Below are 18,617 nucleotides of genomic sequence, written 5' to 3'. Positions count from 1 at the left end.
TTATTCTTCTTCAGCTCTTCTGCGTCTGCCTCTGATGAGAAGTACGGCGATGCCGAGAAGCGCGATGATGCCTACAACAGCAGGTCCCGCAACGGATACGATGATACCTGTGGGGAGGAGACCCTCGCGTTTATTTGTGAAGCCTGTGTGGATGTCTACTTCATTGAAGGTTCCGCTCACGTTATCATTGAGCGCATCATATCCTGCTGTTGTATCCCAGTCAAGAGAGCTGTTAGCCGCGGATATCTTCTCGATGCTTGTATAATCCTCCGCCTCTTCTTCAATGGTATATTTCGTACCCTTTGCGATGCCGACTATTTCGATATACTGACCGTCCTGAAGGTAGAAATCGACCGTCTTCGTGCCTGTAGCGTCGATAGTTATCGTGTTGGGATTTGTCTTGCCGATATAGCCCTGCTTTGTAGCGGAATTGCTCGGAACAGTAGGCACAGTCTTCGACAGGATGACATTATAAGTACCCGCAGGTGCGTTTTCAAGCTTTACCGAATACTTGAAGTACTTATCCTTCGAGCCCTGATTGCCGATGACCTCCTTGCCGAAGGTGAGACCATATGTAGGATACTCGTTCTTGAAACCGATAGTCTTGTATGCGCCGCTTACCTCAACGCCGTTCGGTGTAATGGTGTCGGTGTAGTTCTCGCCCGCGTACGGAGTCTCAGAATCGCTTGCAGTCATCGAATTGGAAGGTCCTGCTGTAAGCTCGCCGATATACATGGTGTATCCTACTATGTTGAGCTTCTTATTATAGGTATAGGTGGTACCTTCGTCTGCGGTGGTGTAGTATGAAGCGTCGTTTACATAGACGTCAAGGGTTCTCACGTTAGGGTCGTTCTTGACGCCGTGTCCGACAGATTCCGTTTCGGAAATGATATAACGGTATACACCGGGCTCAGTGAAGCCGCAGCCCTTGAAATCGAGCGATAACTGCTTCTCGGCACAGTATGTCGTTGTAGAACCGTCTGTTATTATAACGTTATCATCAGGAACGGAAAGCTTCGCGCCTGTAGCAGAGCCGCCCTCTCCGAGCGTAACGTCGTTAGCCTTATATTTGAGCTCATAGAACGCGGACGCAGCAGTGTTTGAGGTGCTCGCAACAAAAGCGTTATCCTCGACAGTGGAAGCGTTCCATACTACCTTATCGGGATCGGGTCCTGCGAGGACAGCAAGCGTTGTAGCAGAAGCATCAACGGCTTCTCCCGAAGCAACAGCAAACTTGAAGGAGCAGTCGGGGATATTGGCTTCGTCCTGTATGTCCATTATTTTTCTGAACTTGAGCGAGTCGGCAGGCTTGATATCCTCCGTCAAAGCTGTACCCTTGTTATCGGAAAATGCTGTTGTCTTGATTACCGTTGATTTGATGAGCGAATACTCATTATCATCTGCCCCCGCACTCATCGGAACAGCAGCCGCTGCTGCGGTCGCGAGCATTGCCATTGAAGCCAGTGCCGCAATTGATCGTTTGATTTTCATTGTAAATTTCCTCCTTTATATCATCAAAAAGGTCAAACTTGTTTATATCCCGCGCCTGCGCAGGACGAACACCACTTTCCCCTTGACATCATCGAGCGGTATACCGCCGTATGTTCTGCTGTCGGTGATGTCGGAGCGGAAATCGTTCAGCACAAAAACGCAGTTATCGGGTACAGTATAAGGGAACGTTATCTTCGCATTTTCGGCAGTTGTCGGGTAGACTGTATCCTCGTACACACGGTAGCCGTCCACCGAGACGTAGTCGTCGGATATGCCGACAGCCTCTCCCCCGAAGGCGACTATCCTCCCGAAGCACACTTTGCCGTCGTGCCTGTACACGACCTCGTCGCCCTGTTTAAGCTTACCGAGGCGGTAGGTGATACACAGGTCGCCGTCCTTTATCATCGGGAAGGACGAATTGTCGTGGCAGACAAACACTCCCGCAACGAATGTGAGCAGCAGCCACACGAAGAGCACGGTACAGCCTATCTTTGCGAAAAAGGCGGCGGCATAATATGCAGCCGAGTGCTTTTTCTTCGGCTTTTTGGGCGTTTCGATAGATGTTGCAGTCTCTGCCGCGTCGTTCACTGTCATCACACTCCGAAAAAAAGCGCAGATTTGCTCCTAATGATACCTATACATCATAATTATAGCATTTTAATCCGAGCAAAACAATAGTAATTACAATCAAACACATATACCATTTTTTCTTTTTTTTTGTGCACGTTTCCCCACAGTTCCAACAGTATCTTATTATCTATTTGTAACGAATTTTTTCATACAGACGAGCAATTATATAAAATGGTTGACTCTCCCATACTGTCGAGGAAGAATTCCCTTCCGAAGATGCAGGACGTACAGCTATGCGCAGACTGGTGCTGCGTACATGGCTCGGGATGAACAGACTCTTTCCCGATAGGAACTACGACGGCGGAGCAACACAGGGCGCTGCGACATTTTCAGACGAGCAGCTCAGACTTTCAAAGCTATGCAATAACCGCTTCTGGACTGCCGCATTCGCATCGGAAATAATGCTTGAAAAGCAGGAGGTAACGCATATGGGAGAGATACTTCACCCGACCGACACCCCGAAGCTTTATTTCTCCACGCTCTACACCTGCGAGGCTGATGTCCGTGCTTCACTTGAACGCATGAAAGCAGACCACGAGGCAGAAGGCAAGGCGTTTAACATCGATTCTGAAACTGCCGCAAGAGCAGAATGGAAACAGATAGAATGGGAGATAGAACAAGCCCAAACAGAAGAGAAAGGTTTTATGGATAAGATCGGTAATTGCAGGCTGGAATCCGTTGCTGGCGACCACGGCATTTTCTATGCACAGGAGCCTGAACAAATAGCAAACTCCATACTCGGCTTCCTTGCAGAGACAACAGAATAACACGAAGCGGACGGTATAAATTCGCTATACTTAAGGCAACACCGCACAAAGACCGCCTGACGGCTTTGCACTGAACCTGCTTGGATATTTTCCATCATCTTGCACAGAAAGCCCTTGACATACGGAAGTATGCCCGCGGTCTTTCTATACGATCTGACGAAAAATCTCACTGCGCATCTTCAGCACAATCTTTGCGCGGTATTGCCTTAACAGAAATAGTGGGCTGCCGTGCCGCAAAGTCACGCCACATATCCTGTATCCTACGAAACTGCCCGAGGGGGCTCCCCTCAGCCGTCCGCTTGCATTCATAAGAGTTTAATGATATAATATAACATGATCGGAGGTGACGGAAATGCCGAAAATTCTGCTTATAGAAGACGATGAACAACTTGCGAGGTTTCTTATGAGATTCCTCAATTCTGAGGGCTATACCACAGATTATGCAAATGGGCAGAAGGGCGCCCTGCGCTTGTTTGAGGAAAACGCATATGACTGTGTGTTGCTCGATATTTCTCTGAAGGACGGCAACGGATACTCAGTCTGTGCTGCGATAAAGGCGCAGAACGATACTCCTGTCATTTTCATCACAGCATCGGCAGACGAAGCCTGTACTGTGGCTGGCTTTGAGATCGGCGCAGATGATTACATCGGAAAACCGTTTGGCACACGGGAGCTGCTTGCACGTATGAAAAATGTCATGCGCAGGGCACAGAAGACCTCTCCGCTTTTGCGTTGCGGCAATGTGACGATAGACCCGATCAAGGGCATTGTCCGAAAAAATGGCAGCGAGATAGCAATGTCCGCGCTCGAATACCGACTGCTGCTGGTATTCTTCTCCAACAAGAATCAACTGCTTTCCCGTGACAGGCTCGCGGAGGAGCTTTGGTCGCTGACAAAGGAGTTCATTTCCGATAACACACTGAGCGTTTATATTCGCCGCCTTCGTGAAAAAATCGAAACAGAACCACAGGATCCGCATATCATCGTCACAGTCAGAGGTCTCGGCTACAAGGCGGTGGATGAATGAGAGATAAAAAGCGCAGGCTCATTCACGCTCTCCTGACCGCCGCACTGGTTATCCCCTGCCTGTTTTTCAGCATTCCGTGCACAGTCATGGTGACAGTTACTTCGGCGGTGTTCTTTGTTTTTTATGAGCTGCTGTTTGCTCAGCGGCGCAGCAAGGTCATGAAGCTGTGCGATAACATTGACCGTATCCTTCGCAGCGATGACCTCATCTCGTTTGACGAATACAAAGAGGGCGAACTGAGCGTGCTTTCTGCGGAAATTCATAAAATGACGATTCGTCTGCGCGAGCAGAATGCAGAGTTGAAAAACGAAAAGCAGTTCGCAAAAGAAGCACTGGAGGACATCTCTCACCAGCTGCGCACACCGCTTACTTCCGTCATGATGATACTCGGACTTATGCGCTCCTCCGACCTGACGGACACGGAACGCGTTGAGTATCTGCGCGACCTGTATGAGCTGCTTGCCCGTATGAAATGGCTGATCGAAACTATGTTGAGCCTTTCCCGGATCGATGCGGATGCGGTAAAATTTGCAAAGGACGCGGTTTCATGCCGCGAGCTGATAGAAAAGTCTGTTGAAATGGTATCGGTAATGGCAGAACTGAAAGGCGTGGAGATCAGGACAAAAATCAATGAAGACCCCGAATTCATCGGCGATATGCATTATACCTCAGAAGCAATCGTGAACCTGCTGAAAAATGCGATCGAACATACACCCGAAGGCGGTACGGTCACTGTGACGGCAAATGGCAGCAATATTTCATCCAATATCACAATTGCTGACACGGGAGAGGGCATCCCCGAAAAGGAACTGCCGCACATCTTTGAACGCTTTTATCGTTCTTCCGAATACACGAAAAACGGATTCGGTATCGGTCTTGCATTTGCAAAGAAGGTCATCTCAGCACAGGACGGAAGCCTGAAAGCCGCAAACCATAAACCGCACGGCGCGATGTTTGATATTCATTTCTATAAAACCACAATATAGAACAGGCAGATTTTCATTCTGAGAAATATCTGCCTGTTTTGTTACAGTTAGCTTAATTGAGCACAAGGAGCATTTTTATAGAAGCTGATTCTACCCGCTTAATGACTATTTGACATTTAGAAGATTAGGATTATATATATTGTGCGCAATGCACATTGAGGACCTCCATCGAAAATCGAACATTTGTGCAATCGAACAAAGTTTCTCGAAAGTCCTTGACAGAACTTACGTTCTGTGCTATTATGATAATGTCCCTTAATGGGATAGCAGCTTGAAAATTGAATATCAACACATCAGTGTGCAGCAAGACCGGTGCCGGCAAAAACCGACAAGCCGCGAGCTTCCGTACGCCATGACCTCGAAAGAGCGAGCGATAAATAATTAATACGTGAAGGCGGTAGGAGAGACTCAGCGAGTTGTGTCAAGGAAGACCGACAGAACTTAGCTGAGTGACATGGGTACTCCCGATTGCAGTTATGTGAGGTTACCGAGCCGTGAAGTAACGACTCATAAGAACTGACCCACGAAACTGCCCGTGGGGGCTCCTCACCCGCTCCTATTATGGCAATGACAGCTGGCTTGCGCGCCCATCCGCACGTGCGGCTCTGACTCCGTAAGGGCAGAGAGACAAAGAGCTATGTGAAGGTTGAGGCCGACCTTCGGCTGATGTGTTCCCGGCTTCGGAGGGTGCAGGCGTATGCTTGCAGGAGAATATCAGAAGCCTCGGAATGAGGAAAACGTCATGGCGCATAGTCATGATAAGGTACCTCCGCGGGGGTACAGGACTATCGACGGGATAGTCAGCATTTCACGGGCTAACTATGCCCTTTTGCAGATGAAATGCAGTTTTGTTTTTGGAATAATATGCATGGCACGGATAGCTATGCCCAAATATAAGTTAAGAGAAGGCAGAGTAACATCAAAGGCGTTGCTCTGCCTTTTTGTTTTGTCAAAAATTAAATATAAAGCGCACAGCGGTTCGTCACGGACTGCTGTGCGCTTTTTTGTTTGCTCAGGAGGTGATGAAAATGCTGACATCAGGAACTCCACCATAATATTTGCTAACTTGCTACCAAGAGCGTCTAAATGCAGATATATCTTCATTTCCGCTGATAGCAAAACTGATAGTTGTTAGTTCAGCGATATTAAATTGCTAACGCCGGAAAAGCTCTGTATCACGTGCTTTGACAGCGCTTGGTAGTTTGATAGTAAAATCTTAGAGTATGCATTTAGAAAGGTGAATTGTCATAGGGGCCGTGTCACTGCGTCATACGCTTATATATTAAGAATACAAGATAATATATACTTAATACAGAGAAGGAAGGTATATATCACTTGATAGTTGTAATTAAACAAGCGCAGAAAGCACCTTGTTTGCTGTCAATTCAGAAATTGGGTAGTTATCACACCTCCACCAACAAAAGCGATTGTCGTGCAACGTGGAGCGAGTGTGTGGATACCACTCAAATACTATTGGCAGAGAAAAAGTGGCGGCGGTGACAAAAAGTCTTCCCTTCTGGGAAGGCAAGCATCGCAAACGGCATTCCGCCTGCCGCTGAAAACGGGAGAACCCGAGCCCCTTTTTCAGTTTGCAGGAAAAAGGCTGGCGTCAAAACGCCAGCCAATTCACCTCGGACGGGCAGTGCCCGCCGAAATATCGGAACTTGCAGAAATTGAAAATTGGGGGCAAAATGAGAAATGGAGAAAAAGTGTGGGGTCAAAATTTGAAAAGAGCCATGATAAGGGCTATATTTCGGAAGGAGTGACTGGCGTCAGAGCGTATATTTACGATAATTAAGAATTGGAAATCGTGTGACATGAAAGGAGTTCAAATGAAAGAGAATAAACATGAAGAAATACAGTTTGTTGACAAAACAATGGTTGTCGACGGTCAGAAATTTGAAGTAAGTCTCGTGTTCATGTCTCCGGAAAGTGAACACGAAACAGTCGCAGATAAGATAAAGCACCTCATAAACGGTGAGAAAATAAGCTGAAAAAAGTTCTGGACTTTCGAGCCGAGTGGTGATATACTGTGTGTGTATCCTATTCGGTTTGATTCCAGAACGAATGCGTTCGGAACAGGAGGTTTGCATGAGAGGATCAAACACGGAACAGATAACAGCGCTGTACTGCCGTCTCAGTCAGGAAGATATGCGTGCAGGCGAGTCGCTGTCAATTGAAAATCAAAGACTTATGCTGAGAGACTACGCCGAAAAGAATGGCTTCCGCAACTGTCAATACTACATCGACGATGGGTACAGCGGCACCGATAACACCCGTCCCGAGTATGTTCATATGCTCAGTGATGTGGAGAACGGGATAGTCGGAACTGTTATAGTGAAAGACCAGTCGAGACTTGGACGCGACCACTTAGAGACTGACAGGCTCATGGAGTTGGTGTTTCCTGCCTACGATGTTCGCTTCATTGCAGTTACTGACAACGTGGACAGTGCCAATGGTATCAACGAGATGTCAGGTATAAAAAACCTGTTCAATGATATGTACGCTCGCGACACAAGTAAGAAAATCAGGGCTGTACAGCGAGCCAAAGGTGAACGCGGAGAGCGTGTCGGAACGACTACCCCCTATGGTTACATGAAGGATGAAAACAAGAAGCTGATACCAAATCCCGAAACCGCGCCGATAGTAAAACGTATCTTTGAAATGAGCGCAGAGGGCAAAGGCGTCCGCAAAATATGCGACACACTTACAGCTGAGGAAGTGCTTACTCCGAGTGCTTATGCAGCGCGAAAATCGGGCAAGCAGAAAACAAGCTCACCGTACCGCTGGTCGCTGAAAACGGTCAGGGAGATGTTAAAGAATCGAATCTACTGTGGTGACACCGTCAATTTCAGTACCTACACCAAGTCCTACAAGCTGAAAAAGACACTTAGGAACGAGCCTGAGAATATGCTCATATTCGAGAACACACACGAAGCTATAATCAGCCGAAAGCTGTTCGACACCGTGCAGAAACACTACGAAGGAAGAAAGAAGTCGGACAAGTTCGGTGAAACGGACAAGTACGCTGGCTATCTTTACTGTGCAGAGTGCGGCTCTAAACTGTATCTTCACCGAGCTCGAACGCTCGACCCGAAGAAGAATAATTATATGTGCGGCGGATATCAGAGCAGAGTTACAGACTGCACCGCACATTATATAAGGGAAAAGGTGCTCGATAGTATTGTGCTGCGCTATCTGAGACAGGTAGTCAGCTACGCACGTGACAAGTCCGATGAGTTCTACGCTATGGCAATGGCTAACGGAGAAGCTGAAGCGAAAAAGCAGCTCAAGGAGAATGAAAAGCTCCGAACTGAGTACGAGACTAAGATAGCTCAGCTCGACAATGCGATACAACTTCTCTATTTGGACAGGTCGAACGGTAAGATTACCGACGGGCGTTATGATATCCTCTCCGCCAACTTCGAAAAGGAGCAGTCCGAGCTGAAAGCCAAGCTCAGCACTATTGATTCACAGCTTGACGAAACGAGAGCACGCGAAAAGCGTGTCAAGGAGTTCATCAACAACGCCAAGCAGTACACGGAGATACGCAGGCTCACTCCTGAGATACTGAAAACCTTCATTTGGCGCATTGAGGTCTACGAAAAGGCTGTCAAGCATTCAAGGACTTGTGGCAATCATATTGAGATTTACTTCACATTCTCGGCTGACAAGGCGATAGCTATCGACAGAGTGATGAGCGAAAACGGCGATATACTGATACTTTAACAACGAAAATCTCCGAGAGAATATCCCTCGGAGATACCATACATATTAATTGTTCGTTAAGGAACGTGAGCAAAACTCCCTTCCTAAAACTTTCAATTTAAATTTTGCCCCTATGGGGTACTCTCCTGATATGAAAAGAGTTAGTCTTTCTTTTCAATGAGAGTACCCCATAGGGGCAAAATTTGGACTAAAAGTCTTTGGAAAGGGGTTCGGGGGAGAACCTTTCTTCAGAAAGGTTTCCCCCGATATATGTCCCGTATTGCTTCTGTATGCGTACAGCCCTTATGAATGGCGGTTTTTTTATGTATAACTCAGAAAGCGATCTGCTCGGCGATGTGGTGGAGCTTCTCGTCGTATTCCTTAGTCATCGAGAGAGCTTCCTGGATGTCATAGTCAACGAGCTTGTTGTCCTTGATGCCGACAACGCGGTTGCCGATGCCCTGTTCAAGGAGCTCAACAGCGTAGTAGCCCATTCTTGTAGCCTCAACTCTGTCTCTGAGAGTGGGGTTTCCGCCTCTCTGAACGTGACCGAGGATAGTAGCTCTTGTCTCGATGTGTGTCTTTTCCTGTATCATCGTAGCTATCTCCTGCGAGTGGCCGATGCCCTCGGCAACGATAACAACGAAATTCTTCTTGCCCTTTGCCTTTTTCTCGAGCATAGTCTTGGCAATAGCGTCGATATCGTAGGGAACTTCCTTGGTGATTATATCGGTAGCACCGCAGGCGATACCTGTATTTACAGCGATGTGACCTGCGCCTCTGCCCATGACCTCAACAACGGAGCAGCGGTCATGTGACTGAGAAGTATCTCTCAGCTTGTCCACGAGCTCCATAGCGGTGTTCATAGCGGTATCAAAGCCTATAGTATAGTCTGTGCAGGCGATATCGTTGTCGATAGTACCGGGGATACCGATACAGAGCACGCCTAAAGAAGAGAGATCGGCCGCGCCTCTGAATGAGCCGTCGCCGCCGATGACAACGAGACCCTCGATGCCGAGCTCATCGCACTTTTCCTTAGCCTTCTTGACGCCTTCCATAGTTCTGAATTCGGGACATCTTGCCGTATAGAGGACAGTACCGCCTCTGTGGATTATATCGGAAACACTTCTCTCGTCCATTTTGAAGATATCGCCGGATATGAGACCTGCATAACCTCTGCGGATACCGTAAACTTCCATGCCCTTGCTGAGAGCTGTTCTTACAACTGCTCTTACAGCAGCATTCATACCGGGAGCGTCGCCGCCGCTCGTAAGTACGCCGATTGTCTTGATCATAAATCATTCTCCATTCCGCACATTGCGTATAATATCCGCGGGCTGAGAGTCCGCAGCTTAAATTCCATACAAATATATTTTACCGCTTTTCAGTGATATTGTCAAGTAGAATTACAACAAATATAAAAAAATAATATACACATCCGCGTCATATCACCTGATAAGCCCGATATTCTCTCTCGAAAAAGCCTCTGCGAGCTCCGCGAAGCTGTCCGCAGTGACTTCGAGAGTCAGCGGCTGTTTCGGGCGGACAGTTTTTTTGACGTCGGTGAGGTAGAAGCAGACCTCGGTCTCGCCGCGATATTTCGCACATATCCCCGCGAGCCTGTCCATGGGGCTCTCGTCCGAGCGAACCTTTATGCAGAGCCTCATCCTGCCGACCATACCCGCGAATCCGTCCTCTGGGACAAGGCTCTCGCAGATGAGGGAGTAGCTGTCGTCCTTCTGCGAGACCCTGCCGCTGATAAACAGGATACTCCCCTCGGTGAGCACAGCTCCCGCCGCCGCGAAGAGGTCGGGGAAAACGACTGCCTCGAGCTCACCCATATCGTCTGAGAGCACGAGAAAGCTCATTTTGCTGCCGTTTCGCGTGACATGGAGCTTTCTCTCCTGCACGATACAGAGCATCCGCACGTTATCGCCGTCCTTATAGGAGCCGCACGCAATATCGAAGGTCTTAGCCGTCCTCAGCAGGAGTGCAAGGTGCTCATACTCCGAAACGGGGTCGCCGCTGAGGTACATCCCCGCCGCCTCTTTTTCCATAGCGAGCAGCTTTTTCCGCTCGAATTCGGGCTTGAATGGTATCTTAACATTGAGGCTCTCGGTATCCGCAGAACCGAACAGGTCGAGCTGCCCGTCGATGACGCCCCTGTTTCCGCTGCCCGCCATATCGAGGAGCATATCATAGCAGTCGAGCATCTGTCTGCGGTTGAGCCCGAGCCCGTCGAAGGCACCCGCCTTGATGAGGTTCTCGAGGGCTTTCCTGTTGAGCTCCCGCCCTCCGATACGCTCGCAGAAATCCTGCAAGCTGCGGAAATCCCCGTTCGCCTCGCGGTCGCTGATTATCCTGTCCGCGAGCCCTCCGCCGATATTCTTGACAGCGATGAGCCCGAAGTACATCTTGCCGCAGGCGTAGGTGAAACCTCGCATACTTTGGTTCACGTGCGGACACATCACCTCCGTCCCTGCGCTTTTGCAGTCGCTGATATACTCCGCGAGCTTTCCTGTATTGCCCATGACGCTCGACATGAGCGCCGCCATATAAACGCCGCGGAAGTGGCACTTCAGATAGGCTGTCTGATACGCGAGATAGGCATAAGCCGCCGCGTGGGATTTATTGAACGCATACGAAGCAAAGCTGACCATCTCGTCGAAAATGGCATTTGCCTCCTCGGCAGAGACGCCGTTCGACCGAGCGCCGCTGACGAAGCTCTCGCGCTCGCTGAGCATGACGTCGTGCTTCTTTTTTGCCATAGCGCGGCGCACGATATCGGCGTGCCCGTAGGAGTACCCCGCGAGTCTGCGGCATATCTCCATCACCTGTTCCTGATAGACCATAACGCCGTAGGTATCGCCGAGGATATCCTTCAGAAGCGGGTGGATATAGCGTATATTCGCAGGATTCTTCTTGTTTTCGATGTAAACGGGTATCGACTTCATCGGACCTGGTCTGTACAGCGACAGTACAACGATGAGGTCCTCCAGTCTCTCGGGCTGAAGATCTATCAGCTTCTGGGTCATACCCGAGCTCTCGAACTGGAAAACGCCCGCAGTATCGCCCCTTGACAGCATCGCGTAGACAGCCGCGTCATCGGTAGGGATACGGCTGATATCGAAGTCGGGGCGCTTGCGGTGTATCTCTCGCACGGCGTCGCGTATTATCGTGAGGTTGCGCAGACCGAGGAAGTCCATTTTCAGCAGACCGAGCGCTTCAAGGTACTCCATGGTATACTGCGTGGTTATCGTGTTGTCGTTGCGTTGGAGCGGCACGAGGTCGTCGAGTCTGACAGCCGATATCACGACGCCCGCCGCGTGCGTGGAGGTATGCCTCGGCATACCCTCGAGCTTCAGCGCGAGGTCGATGAGCCGCTTCACCGAGCTGTCGGAGCGGTACAGCAGCGCCAGATCGGGGTTCTCACGGAGCGAGAAGCTGAGGTCGCCTTTGGGGTCGATGAGCTTTGCGACCCTGTCCCCCACCTGATACGGCAGACCGAGCACACGCGCGATATCGCGAACCGCAGCCTTAGCCTTGAGCGTATCGAAGGCGATTATCTCCGAGACCTTGTCAGCGCCGTATTTCTGCACAACATAATCTTTAACGCGCTGTCTGCCCTCGATACAGAAGTCGATATCGAAGTCGGGCATACTCACGCGCTCGGGGTTGAGGAAGCGCTCGAACATGAGGTCGAACTTGACGGGGTCAATGCCCGTGATGCCGATGCAGTAGGCGACGAGACTGCCTGCACCCGAGCCTCGCCCTGGGCCCACTGGGATATCGTTCTCGCGAGCGAACCGTATGAAGTCCCACACGATGAGGAAGTAGTCGGTGAAGTGCTTCTCGGTGATTACGGAAAGCTCGTATTCCAGCCGTTTTACGATGCTCCCCGCCACATTCTGACCGTACCTTTTATACAGTCCCTCAAAGCTGAGGTCGCGGAGGTAAGCGTCGTTGTCGGACACTCCCTCCACCTCGAAATGCGGAATTTTGATTGCACTGTCGAAGTCCATATCCACGTTGCAGCGCTCGGCGATGAGGGCAGTATTCGTGACCGCCTCCTCATGTCCGCGGAAGAGCTCCGCCATCTCGTCAGCGGACTTGACGAAGAACTCATCCGTCTCGAAATTGAGGCCTGTCGGCTCTCCGAGAAGCTTGCCCGTCTGAATGCACAGGAGGACATTCTGCAGCTCCGCGTCCTCCCTCGCGAGGTAGTGGCAGTCGTTAGTCGCCGCGAGGGGTATGCCCGTCTCAGCAGACAGCCTGTACAGCTGCGGCAGGAGTCTTTTCTCCTCGCGGATACCGTGGTCCTGCACCTCGATGAAGTAGTTGCCCTCGCCGAAAATATCGCGGTACTCGAGAGCCTTAGCCTTTGCGGCGGTGTACTGCCCGTCCGCGAGCAGCCGCGGCACCTCACCGATGAGGCAGGCAGACAGGCAGATGAGCCCCTCGTGGTATTTTTTCAGGAGCTCGAGGTCGACGCGCGGGCGGTTGTAGAACCCCTCGATAAAGCCCGCAGACACGAGCTTTACGAGGTTTCGGTAGCCAAGGTTGTTCTCACAGAGCAGGATAAGATGATACGGACGCACATCGAGCTTAGGCTCGCGGTCGAAGCGCGTCCTCGGCGCGACGTAGACCTCGCAGCCGATTATCGGCTTTATCCCTGCATTTTTCGCAGTTTTCCAGAACTCCGCGGCGCCGTACATATTACCGTGGTCGGTAATGGCGACGGCAGTCTGCCCGAGCTCCTTTACGCGCTCAACGAGCCTGCTTATGCGGCACGCACCGTCGAGGAGGCTGTACTGCGTGTGAACGTGAAGATTTACGAAGCTGTCACTTTTCAAAGCTGCCTCCGTTTCTTATCTCATCGGCTAACCTTGCGAGCTTCTTGAAGCGGTGGTTCACCCCCGAGCGGCTTATCGGCTCCGAGAGCGAAGCGCCTATCTCACTGAGGCTCATGCCCGAATTATCGAGGCGCAGCTCCGCGACCTCCCGCAGCTCTTCGGAGAGGCTGTCGAGCCCGACCGTCGAAGCTATGAGGCGGATATCCTCCTGCTGTTTCATGGCAGCTGCGACGACCTTGTCGATGTTGGCGGTATCGCAGTTGGCGATGCGGTTGGCCTTGTTGCGGACGTCCTTGTATATTTTCACATTCATCAGCTCGAGCGTACACTGCTGCGCACCGATGAAGGTGAGCGTATCCTCGATGGACTCGCTGCCCTTGATATAGACTACGTTCTGACCGCGTCTGTGCGTAGTGCGCGCATTCACACCTATATCGCCGAGCAGTGTGACGAGCACCTCTGCGAGCGGCTCATAGGGCACGCTGAATTCGAGGTGATACTCCTTCTCGGGGTCATTGACGCTGCCGCAGGACAGAAAAACGCCCGCAGTGAACACCCCGAGGCTCGACGTTGAAACGAGCTCATCGTCGAAGGCGCGTGTCCCGTCGGAGAATCTGTACTTCGCGAAAACCTCGCTGATGAGTTCGGGCTCGGTGATGTCGTAGATATAGAGGGTCTTGCCGCTGGTGCTCTCGGAGAGCCGACAGTCGAGCTCTCTGCCGAACACTCTGCGGAACAGCTCCGCGAACTCATCGGCAGAAACTCGGCTCTTGCTCTGGAACGAGATGCGCTCCGAGCCGAGGTGGCGGCAGAAGAGCAGCATCCCGTACAGGCAGGCAAAACGCCTGTCCTTGTCGGTTATATCCGAGCATATCTCTTTTCTGACTTCGTTTGAAAATGACATAGTTTTTCTCCACTCAAAATATGTCCGCACACCGAAGTATGCGGACAATACTCAGAATTTACGGTCTTTGGTGATATCGCGGTGGTACTTCTGCACCTTGTAATTCTTATTTACGAGGTGCTTCGCCATATACTCCGCGAAGGTGATAGAGCGGTGCTTTCCGCCCGTGCAGCCGAAAGCGATAACGAGCTGGCTCTTGCCCTCCTGAACATACATCGGGATAAGGAAATCTATCAGGTCAGTCAGCTTCTCAAAGAGCTTCTGCGACTGTTCAAAGCCCATAACGTAGTCCTGCACGCAGCTCTCGATGCCCGTATGATTTTTCAGCTCCTTGACGTAGTAAGGATTCGGCAGGCATCTCACATCGAACACAAGGTCGGACTCCGTAGAAACGCCGTACTTGAATCCGAAGGACATGACTTTGATAATGAGCGAATCGGAGGAATGCTCGAGGAATATCGACTTGACCTGCTCCTTGAGCTGAGCAGCCGAAAAGCCCGAAGTTTCTATGTAATAGTCAGCGACCTCCCTGAGCTGCGAGAGCTGATTCCGCTCATACTGTATCGCCTCGTGGAGGTTGCCGTTGAACTTCTCGTCGAGCGGGTGCTTGCGGCGGGTCTCCTTGTAGCGCTTGATGAGGACTTCGTCGTCCGCCTCGATGAAGAGGACTCTCACGGTGACATCTGGCTCTGTCTTGAGTTCCTGCCACGCGCGGAATATCTCGGCGAACATATCGCCTGTCCTGATATCGACGGCAACAGCTATCCTGTCGATACCCGAATCCGACTTGCGGCAGAGGTCGACGAACTGCTGAATAAGTTTTGGGGGGATATTGTCGATGCAGTAATAGCCGATATCCTCCATGACGTCCATAACGCTCGATTTACCCGAGCCCGACATCCCTGTAACAATCAAAAGATCCATATGGTGCTCCTAAGTGCTTATCTGAGTATCACAGGCTCGAGCTCGAGCCTGAAGCCTGTCTTATCAAAAACTATCTTTTTTATGTCCTCGCATAGTTCGAGAACATCGCTGCACGTTGCATCGCCCTTATTGATGACGAAGCCGCTGTGCTTCTCGCTGACCTGAGCGCCGCCGCGGCTCATCCCCTTCAGTCCGCACTGGTCGATGAGGAGGGAGGCATAGCTGCCCTCGGGGCGCTTGAAGGTGCTGCCCGCGCTCGGGTATTCGAGGGGCTGCTTTGAGCTTCTCTTCTGCATACACTCGGTCATAGCCGCCTTTATCGCGGCGGGCTCACCCTTTGTGAGCTTCATAGTCACAGAGGTGATGATGCAGCTTCTCTGTGAGAAAGCGCTGTGCCTGTAAGAGAGGTCCATATCCTCGGCGGAGATATTGCAGATATTGCAGTTCTCGTCGATATACTGGGCGGAGGCCACAACGTCCTTCATCTCGCTGCCGTAAGCGCCCGCATTCATGAAGAGCGCGCCGCCGACAGTCCCGGGGATACCGAACAGGTTCTCCATACCCGTGAGACCGTGCTGCTGAGCGTGAACGCAGGCAGAAGCGAGCAGAGCACCTGCCTGACATTTAATGGTATCGTCCTCGACGGTGATCCCCGCGAAGTCGCTGCCGATGAGGAGGATGACGCCGTCGAAGCCCTCATCGGAGACTATGATGTTGCTGCCGCGTCCGAGCACGCCGTAGCGCACCTCGTTCGCCTTTAAGTATCTCAGAAGTTCCGCCGCCGAGTGGGCGGAATTTATGCTGATGAGCGCCCTGCACGGCCCGCCGATGCGGAAAGTCGTGAACTCCTTGAGCGAGCATTCGGGCGTTATCTTACAGCCGAGCTTATCGCAGAAGGCTGAGAGTTCGCTAATATTGACCATATTATCACCAAACCAAATCAGAATGATTCATAATTTTTGACAGTTTCCTTTGGGTCCGATTCCATGCCGAGCCTGTGGAGCAGCTCCTGCGCGGCATTGTAGCCCATTTTCTTCTGTCTGTTGTTCATAGCCGCGACCTCAAGAATGACCGCGAGGTTACGTCCGGGCTTGACGGGTATCGTCAGAGACGGTATCTTTACGCCGAGCAGGCTGACATACTCCGTATCCACGCCCATTCGGTCGTACACTTTTTCTGAGTTCCACTGTTCGAGTTCAACAACGAGGTCGAGCTTCTCGGTCATCTTAACGGCACCGATACCGAAGAGGCGGCGTGCATTAATGATACCGATACCGCGGAGCTCAAGGAAGTGGCGGATATTGTCGGGCGAGCTGCCCACGAGGCTGATATTCGACACCTTTCGTATCTCCACCGCATCGTCGGCAACAAGTCTGTGTCCGCGCTTTACGAGCTCGATAGCGGTCTCGCTCTTGCCGACGCCGCTCTCGCCCGTGATGAAGACACCCTCGCCGTATATTTCGATGAGAACGCCGTGGCGGGTAACTCTTGGCGCGAGGTTGAGGTTGAGGAAAGCGATGAGTCCCGACATAAAGTTAGACGTGCTCTCCTTGCTTCTGAGGAGGGGCACCTCATACTCCTTCGCGAGCTCGAGCATCTCCGCGAAGTAAGGGAGCTCACGCGTGATAATGAGCGCAGGCAGCCTCTGAGCGAAGAGGAGCTGAAGGCGTTCGCGTCTTGTTTTCTCGTCGATTGTCGAGAGGTACGCAAACTCCATCTTGCCGATTATCTGTATACGCTCGGGGTTGAAGTATTCGTAGAACCCCATGAGCTGTAATCCTGGACGGTTCACGTCGTTCTCGCTTATGAGTATCTCCTCGGGATTTTTGTGAGTGTGTATCACTTCGAGCTGGTATTCGTCGATTATCTTCTGCAAAGATACCGTAAAGTTTTCTGCCATAGTTTTTCTCCGTTCTCCGAAATCTCGGTCAGTTTTTACCGCGGCGCGAGCCGCTCCCCATCAGCCGATAACGAACGAGGCGTACCCGTATGCGGCTGTTTTTTCCTTAGCAGCGATAAGCTCCTCGGCGGTAGCGCCCGAGCCGCTTATCCTTACTGTCACATTGAATCCCGTCAGCCTGTCGCTGAGGAATTTCAGGCATTTATCGGTTATTTCGGCAGGCGAGCCCTCGAATTCGTAGAGCATCTTGCCGTCCGACACCCCTTTTTTCAGCTCGTCGACATCGACATTGAGCACGACCGTATTTGCAGACAGCAGCTTCGGCTGCAAAACGTCGCAGTTCCCCCTGAGCATATCCGCAGCAGACACCCCGACATACATCGAAGCCCCGCCCGATACAGACCTCTCGTAGAAGAGGTTAGCCGCCGAAGTCAGCGCGAGGAAGCGGTCGGTCCTGCCGTACTGCTCGTCGAGCAGCGCGAGGTCGGAATCTCTGAAATAGGGATACATGATATCGGTGACAACTATCCTCTCGAATCCCGCCGCAGCCGCGTCATCAATAACAGACGCGACATAGTTCAGCGCCTCCTCAGAGTCAGGAGCGATCCACGGAACGCCGCCGTTCTTCGGGTCATCATCTACCCACTGCGACCCGTCATCTGCGGTGACATAGCCTGCCGACGGGTATTTCGCGGGGAGCTGATTGTCATAGAAAGCGCTGATCTCCGCAGCGGGCTTGAATCCGTACTGCTCGATAGCCGCGATGATATCCGCGAGTGACAGTGCCGAGCTGACAGCCCCGCAGGTCTTAGCCTCCTGCGAGTCCGTTGCGTAATAGATCTTACCGCCTCTCGCTTTAAGCGGCACCTCCACGAACTCAACGCCCGCATTCTGAGGCACGGCACTGAGCGCAGTCTGCAAAGCAGCGGCGCTCACCATATCCGACGGCACGAGACCTGCCGCCTGAAACTTCTCGGGAGCCTTTATCTCACCCTCAGCGGAGGAAGCATCCTCGGTAGAGTCCTCCCCCGTCGTATCGGAGGCAGTAGTCTCCTGAACGGGTTTGTCGCCCCTGTGCTGAGTGTAGTTGATGATAGGCTCGGCGACGCTGTAGCCGATGAAGCCGATACCGCCGATGAGCAGCACGGTCAGAGCAGCTGAGAGCGCCTTGCCGACAGGGCTTTTGCCGTAGTAATTTTTTTCTTTGGTCTTGTAGATTTTCCTTCCTTTGTGTTTCCTTTTCATCTTTTGTTCTCCATAGGTAATGATAATAATGCTGATTTTTCTTTCTTTTTACGCACACGCGTCTTTAAATTCGGAATCGGGAAGAGGAACAGTGTCCTGCCGCCCGCGGGGGCTCCCCGCTGCATACAGCATCTCGACGCCATAACGGTATGGCACGCGGAGAAGGAGCAGCGCTCCGTACA

General features: G+C 51.5%; 16 protein-coding genes. 7 read left to right on the top strand and 9 right to left on the bottom strand.

Annotation, left to right across the window (positions count from 1 at the left end):
* The gene (locus BMX22_RS08465) at positions 1–1,491 is read right to left on the bottom strand and encodes a DUF7601 domain-containing protein (RefSeq protein WP_074742041.1); all 1,491 of its coding nucleotides are present in this window, start codon (positions 1,489–1,491) and stop codon (positions 1–3) included.
* 42 nt (positions 1,492–1,533) lie between these two features.
* Entirely contained in the window at positions 1,534–2,085 is a 552-nt protein-coding gene (gene lepB / locus BMX22_RS08460) for a signal peptidase I (RefSeq protein WP_074742040.1), read from the bottom strand.
* Between the two features lie 269 nt (positions 2,086–2,354).
* Between lepB and BMX22_RS08455 the strand changes: the two genes are divergently transcribed.
* The 7 genes from BMX22_RS08455 (at position 2,355) to BMX22_RS08430 (ending at position 8,630) form a co-directional block, all read left to right on the top strand.
* On the top strand, positions 2,355–2,888 hold the full coding sequence (locus BMX22_RS08455) for a hypothetical protein (RefSeq protein WP_074742039.1): 534 nt from the start codon (positions 2,355–2,357) through the stop codon (positions 2,886–2,888).
* Between the two features lie 352 nt (positions 2,889–3,240).
* A complete protein-coding gene (locus tag BMX22_RS08450) occupies positions 3,241–3,915 on the top strand; it encodes a response regulator transcription factor (RefSeq protein ID WP_074742038.1) in 675 nt (224 codons plus the stop codon).
* Positions 3,912–4,901, top strand: coding sequence for a sensor histidine kinase (locus BMX22_RS08445; RefSeq protein WP_074742037.1), 990 nt, complete (start codon positions 3,912–3,914; stop codon positions 4,899–4,901). Before BMX22_RS08450 ends, BMX22_RS08445 begins: the two co-directional genes overlap by 4 nt.
* A 697-nt stretch (positions 4,902–5,598) precedes the next feature.
* Positions 5,599–6,036, top strand: a complete 438-nt coding sequence (locus tag BMX22_RS08440; protein WP_074742036.1) for a hypothetical protein — start codon at positions 5,599–5,601, stop codon at positions 6,034–6,036.
* Between the two features lie 315 nt (positions 6,037–6,351).
* Positions 6,352–6,699: a hypothetical protein gene (locus tag BMX22_RS08435; protein WP_074742035.1), complete on the top strand. Its 348-nt coding sequence runs from the start codon at positions 6,352–6,354 to the stop codon at positions 6,697–6,699.
* Positions 6,700–6,733: 34 nt separating this feature from the next.
* Positions 6,734–6,895 (top strand): hypothetical protein, encoded by a 162-nt coding sequence (locus BMX22_RS16445; protein ID WP_177172996.1) that lies wholly within the window; start codon positions 6,734–6,736, stop codon positions 6,893–6,895.
* A 97-nt stretch (positions 6,896–6,992) separates the two neighbouring features.
* Positions 6,993–8,630: a recombinase family protein gene (locus BMX22_RS08430; RefSeq protein ID WP_074742034.1), complete on the top strand. Its 1,638-nt coding sequence runs from the start codon at positions 6,993–6,995 to the stop codon at positions 8,628–8,630.
* A gap of 311 nt (positions 8,631–8,941) precedes the next feature.
* Here BMX22_RS08430 and pfkA read toward each other — a convergent pair whose 3' ends face one another.
* The 7 genes from pfkA to BMX22_RS08395 all read right to left on the bottom strand — a co-directional run bounded on the left by pfkA (position 8,942) and on the right by BMX22_RS08395 (position 18,435).
* Positions 8,942–9,904: a 6-phosphofructokinase gene (pfkA, locus tag BMX22_RS08425; protein ID WP_074742033.1), complete on the bottom strand. Its 963-nt coding sequence runs from the start codon at positions 9,902–9,904 to the stop codon at positions 8,942–8,944.
* Between the two features lie 153 nt (positions 9,905–10,057).
* Positions 10,058–13,462: a DNA polymerase III subunit alpha gene (locus BMX22_RS08420; protein WP_074742032.1), complete on the bottom strand. Its 3,405-nt coding sequence runs from the start codon at positions 13,460–13,462 to the stop codon at positions 10,058–10,060.
* Complete coding sequence (gene whiA, locus BMX22_RS08415; RefSeq protein WP_074742031.1) at positions 13,452–14,366, bottom strand: DNA-binding protein WhiA; 915 nt, start codon at positions 14,364–14,366, stop codon at positions 13,452–13,454. Before whiA ends, BMX22_RS08420 begins: the two co-directional genes overlap by 11 nt.
* A gap of 51 nt (positions 14,367–14,417) precedes the next feature.
* Positions 14,418–15,290 carry an RNase adapter RapZ gene (gene rapZ, locus BMX22_RS08410; RefSeq protein ID WP_074742030.1) on the bottom strand — a complete coding sequence of 291 codons (873 nt, stop codon included), beginning with the start codon at positions 15,288–15,290 and terminating at the stop codon, positions 14,418–14,420.
* Between the two features lie 17 nt (positions 15,291–15,307).
* Positions 15,308–16,213, bottom strand: coding sequence for a UDP-N-acetylmuramate dehydrogenase (gene murB, locus BMX22_RS08405; protein ID WP_074742029.1), 906 nt, complete (start codon positions 16,211–16,213; stop codon positions 15,308–15,310).
* A 17-nt stretch (positions 16,214–16,230) separates the two neighbouring features.
* Positions 16,231–17,190: an HPr(Ser) kinase/phosphatase gene (gene hprK, locus BMX22_RS08400; protein WP_074742028.1), complete on the bottom strand. Its 960-nt coding sequence runs from the start codon at positions 17,188–17,190 to the stop codon at positions 16,231–16,233.
* A gap of 60 nt (positions 17,191–17,250) precedes the next feature.
* Positions 17,251–18,435: a putative glycoside hydrolase gene (locus BMX22_RS08395; RefSeq protein WP_074742027.1), complete on the bottom strand. Its 1,185-nt coding sequence runs from the start codon at positions 18,433–18,435 to the stop codon at positions 17,251–17,253.
* Between the last annotated feature and the right edge of the window lie 182 nt (positions 18,436–18,617).

The sequence above is a fragment of the Ruminococcus sp. YRD2003 genome (assembly GCA_900109435.1).
Classification (GTDB): Bacteria; Bacillota; Clostridia; order Oscillospirales; family Ruminococcaceae; genus Ruminococcus; species Ruminococcus flavefaciens_G.
The sequence above is the reverse complement of the archived record's forward strand: the minus strand, read 5'-3'. Positions and strand labels throughout refer to the sequence as shown.

Coding starts and splice junctions, on each gene's coding strand:
- BMX22_RS08465 (WP_074742041.1), bottom strand. CDS start 1,491: ATGAAAATCAAACGATCAATTGCGGCACTGGCTTCAATGGCAATGCTC.
- BMX22_RS16445 (WP_177172996.1), top strand. CDS start 6,734: ATGAAAGAGAATAAACATGAAGAAATACAGTTTGTTGACAAAACAATG.
- pfkA (WP_074742033.1), bottom strand. CDS start 9,904: ATGATCAAGACAATCGGCGTACTTACGAGCGGCGGCGACGCTCCCGGT.
- hprK (WP_074742028.1), bottom strand. CDS start 17,190: ATGGCAGAAAACTTTACGGTATCTTTGCAGAAGATAATCGACGAATAC.
- murB (WP_074742029.1), bottom strand. CDS start 16,213: ATGGTCAATATTAGCGAACTCTCAGCCTTCTGCGATAAGCTCGGCTGT.
- BMX22_RS08440 (WP_074742036.1), top strand. CDS start 5,599: ATGCTTGCAGGAGAATATCAGAAGCCTCGGAATGAGGAAAACGTCATG.
- lepB (WP_074742040.1), bottom strand. CDS start 2,085: ATGACAGTGAACGACGCGGCAGAGACTGCAACATCTATCGAAACGCCC.
- whiA (WP_074742031.1), bottom strand. CDS start 14,366: ATGTCATTTTCAAACGAAGTCAGAAAAGAGATATGCTCGGATATAACC.
- BMX22_RS08445 (WP_074742037.1), top strand. CDS start 3,912: ATGAGAGATAAAAAGCGCAGGCTCATTCACGCTCTCCTGACCGCCGCA.
- rapZ (WP_074742030.1), bottom strand. CDS start 15,290: ATGGATCTTTTGATTGTTACAGGGATGTCGGGCTCGGGTAAATCGAGC.
- BMX22_RS08450 (WP_074742038.1), top strand. CDS start 3,241: ATGCCGAAAATTCTGCTTATAGAAGACGATGAACAACTTGCGAGGTTT.
- BMX22_RS08455 (WP_074742039.1), top strand. CDS start 2,355: ATGCGCAGACTGGTGCTGCGTACATGGCTCGGGATGAACAGACTCTTT.
- BMX22_RS08430 (WP_074742034.1), top strand. CDS start 6,993: ATGAGAGGATCAAACACGGAACAGATAACAGCGCTGTACTGCCGTCTC.
- BMX22_RS08395 (WP_074742027.1), bottom strand. CDS start 18,435: ATGAAAAGGAAACACAAAGGAAGGAAAATCTACAAGACCAAAGAAAAA.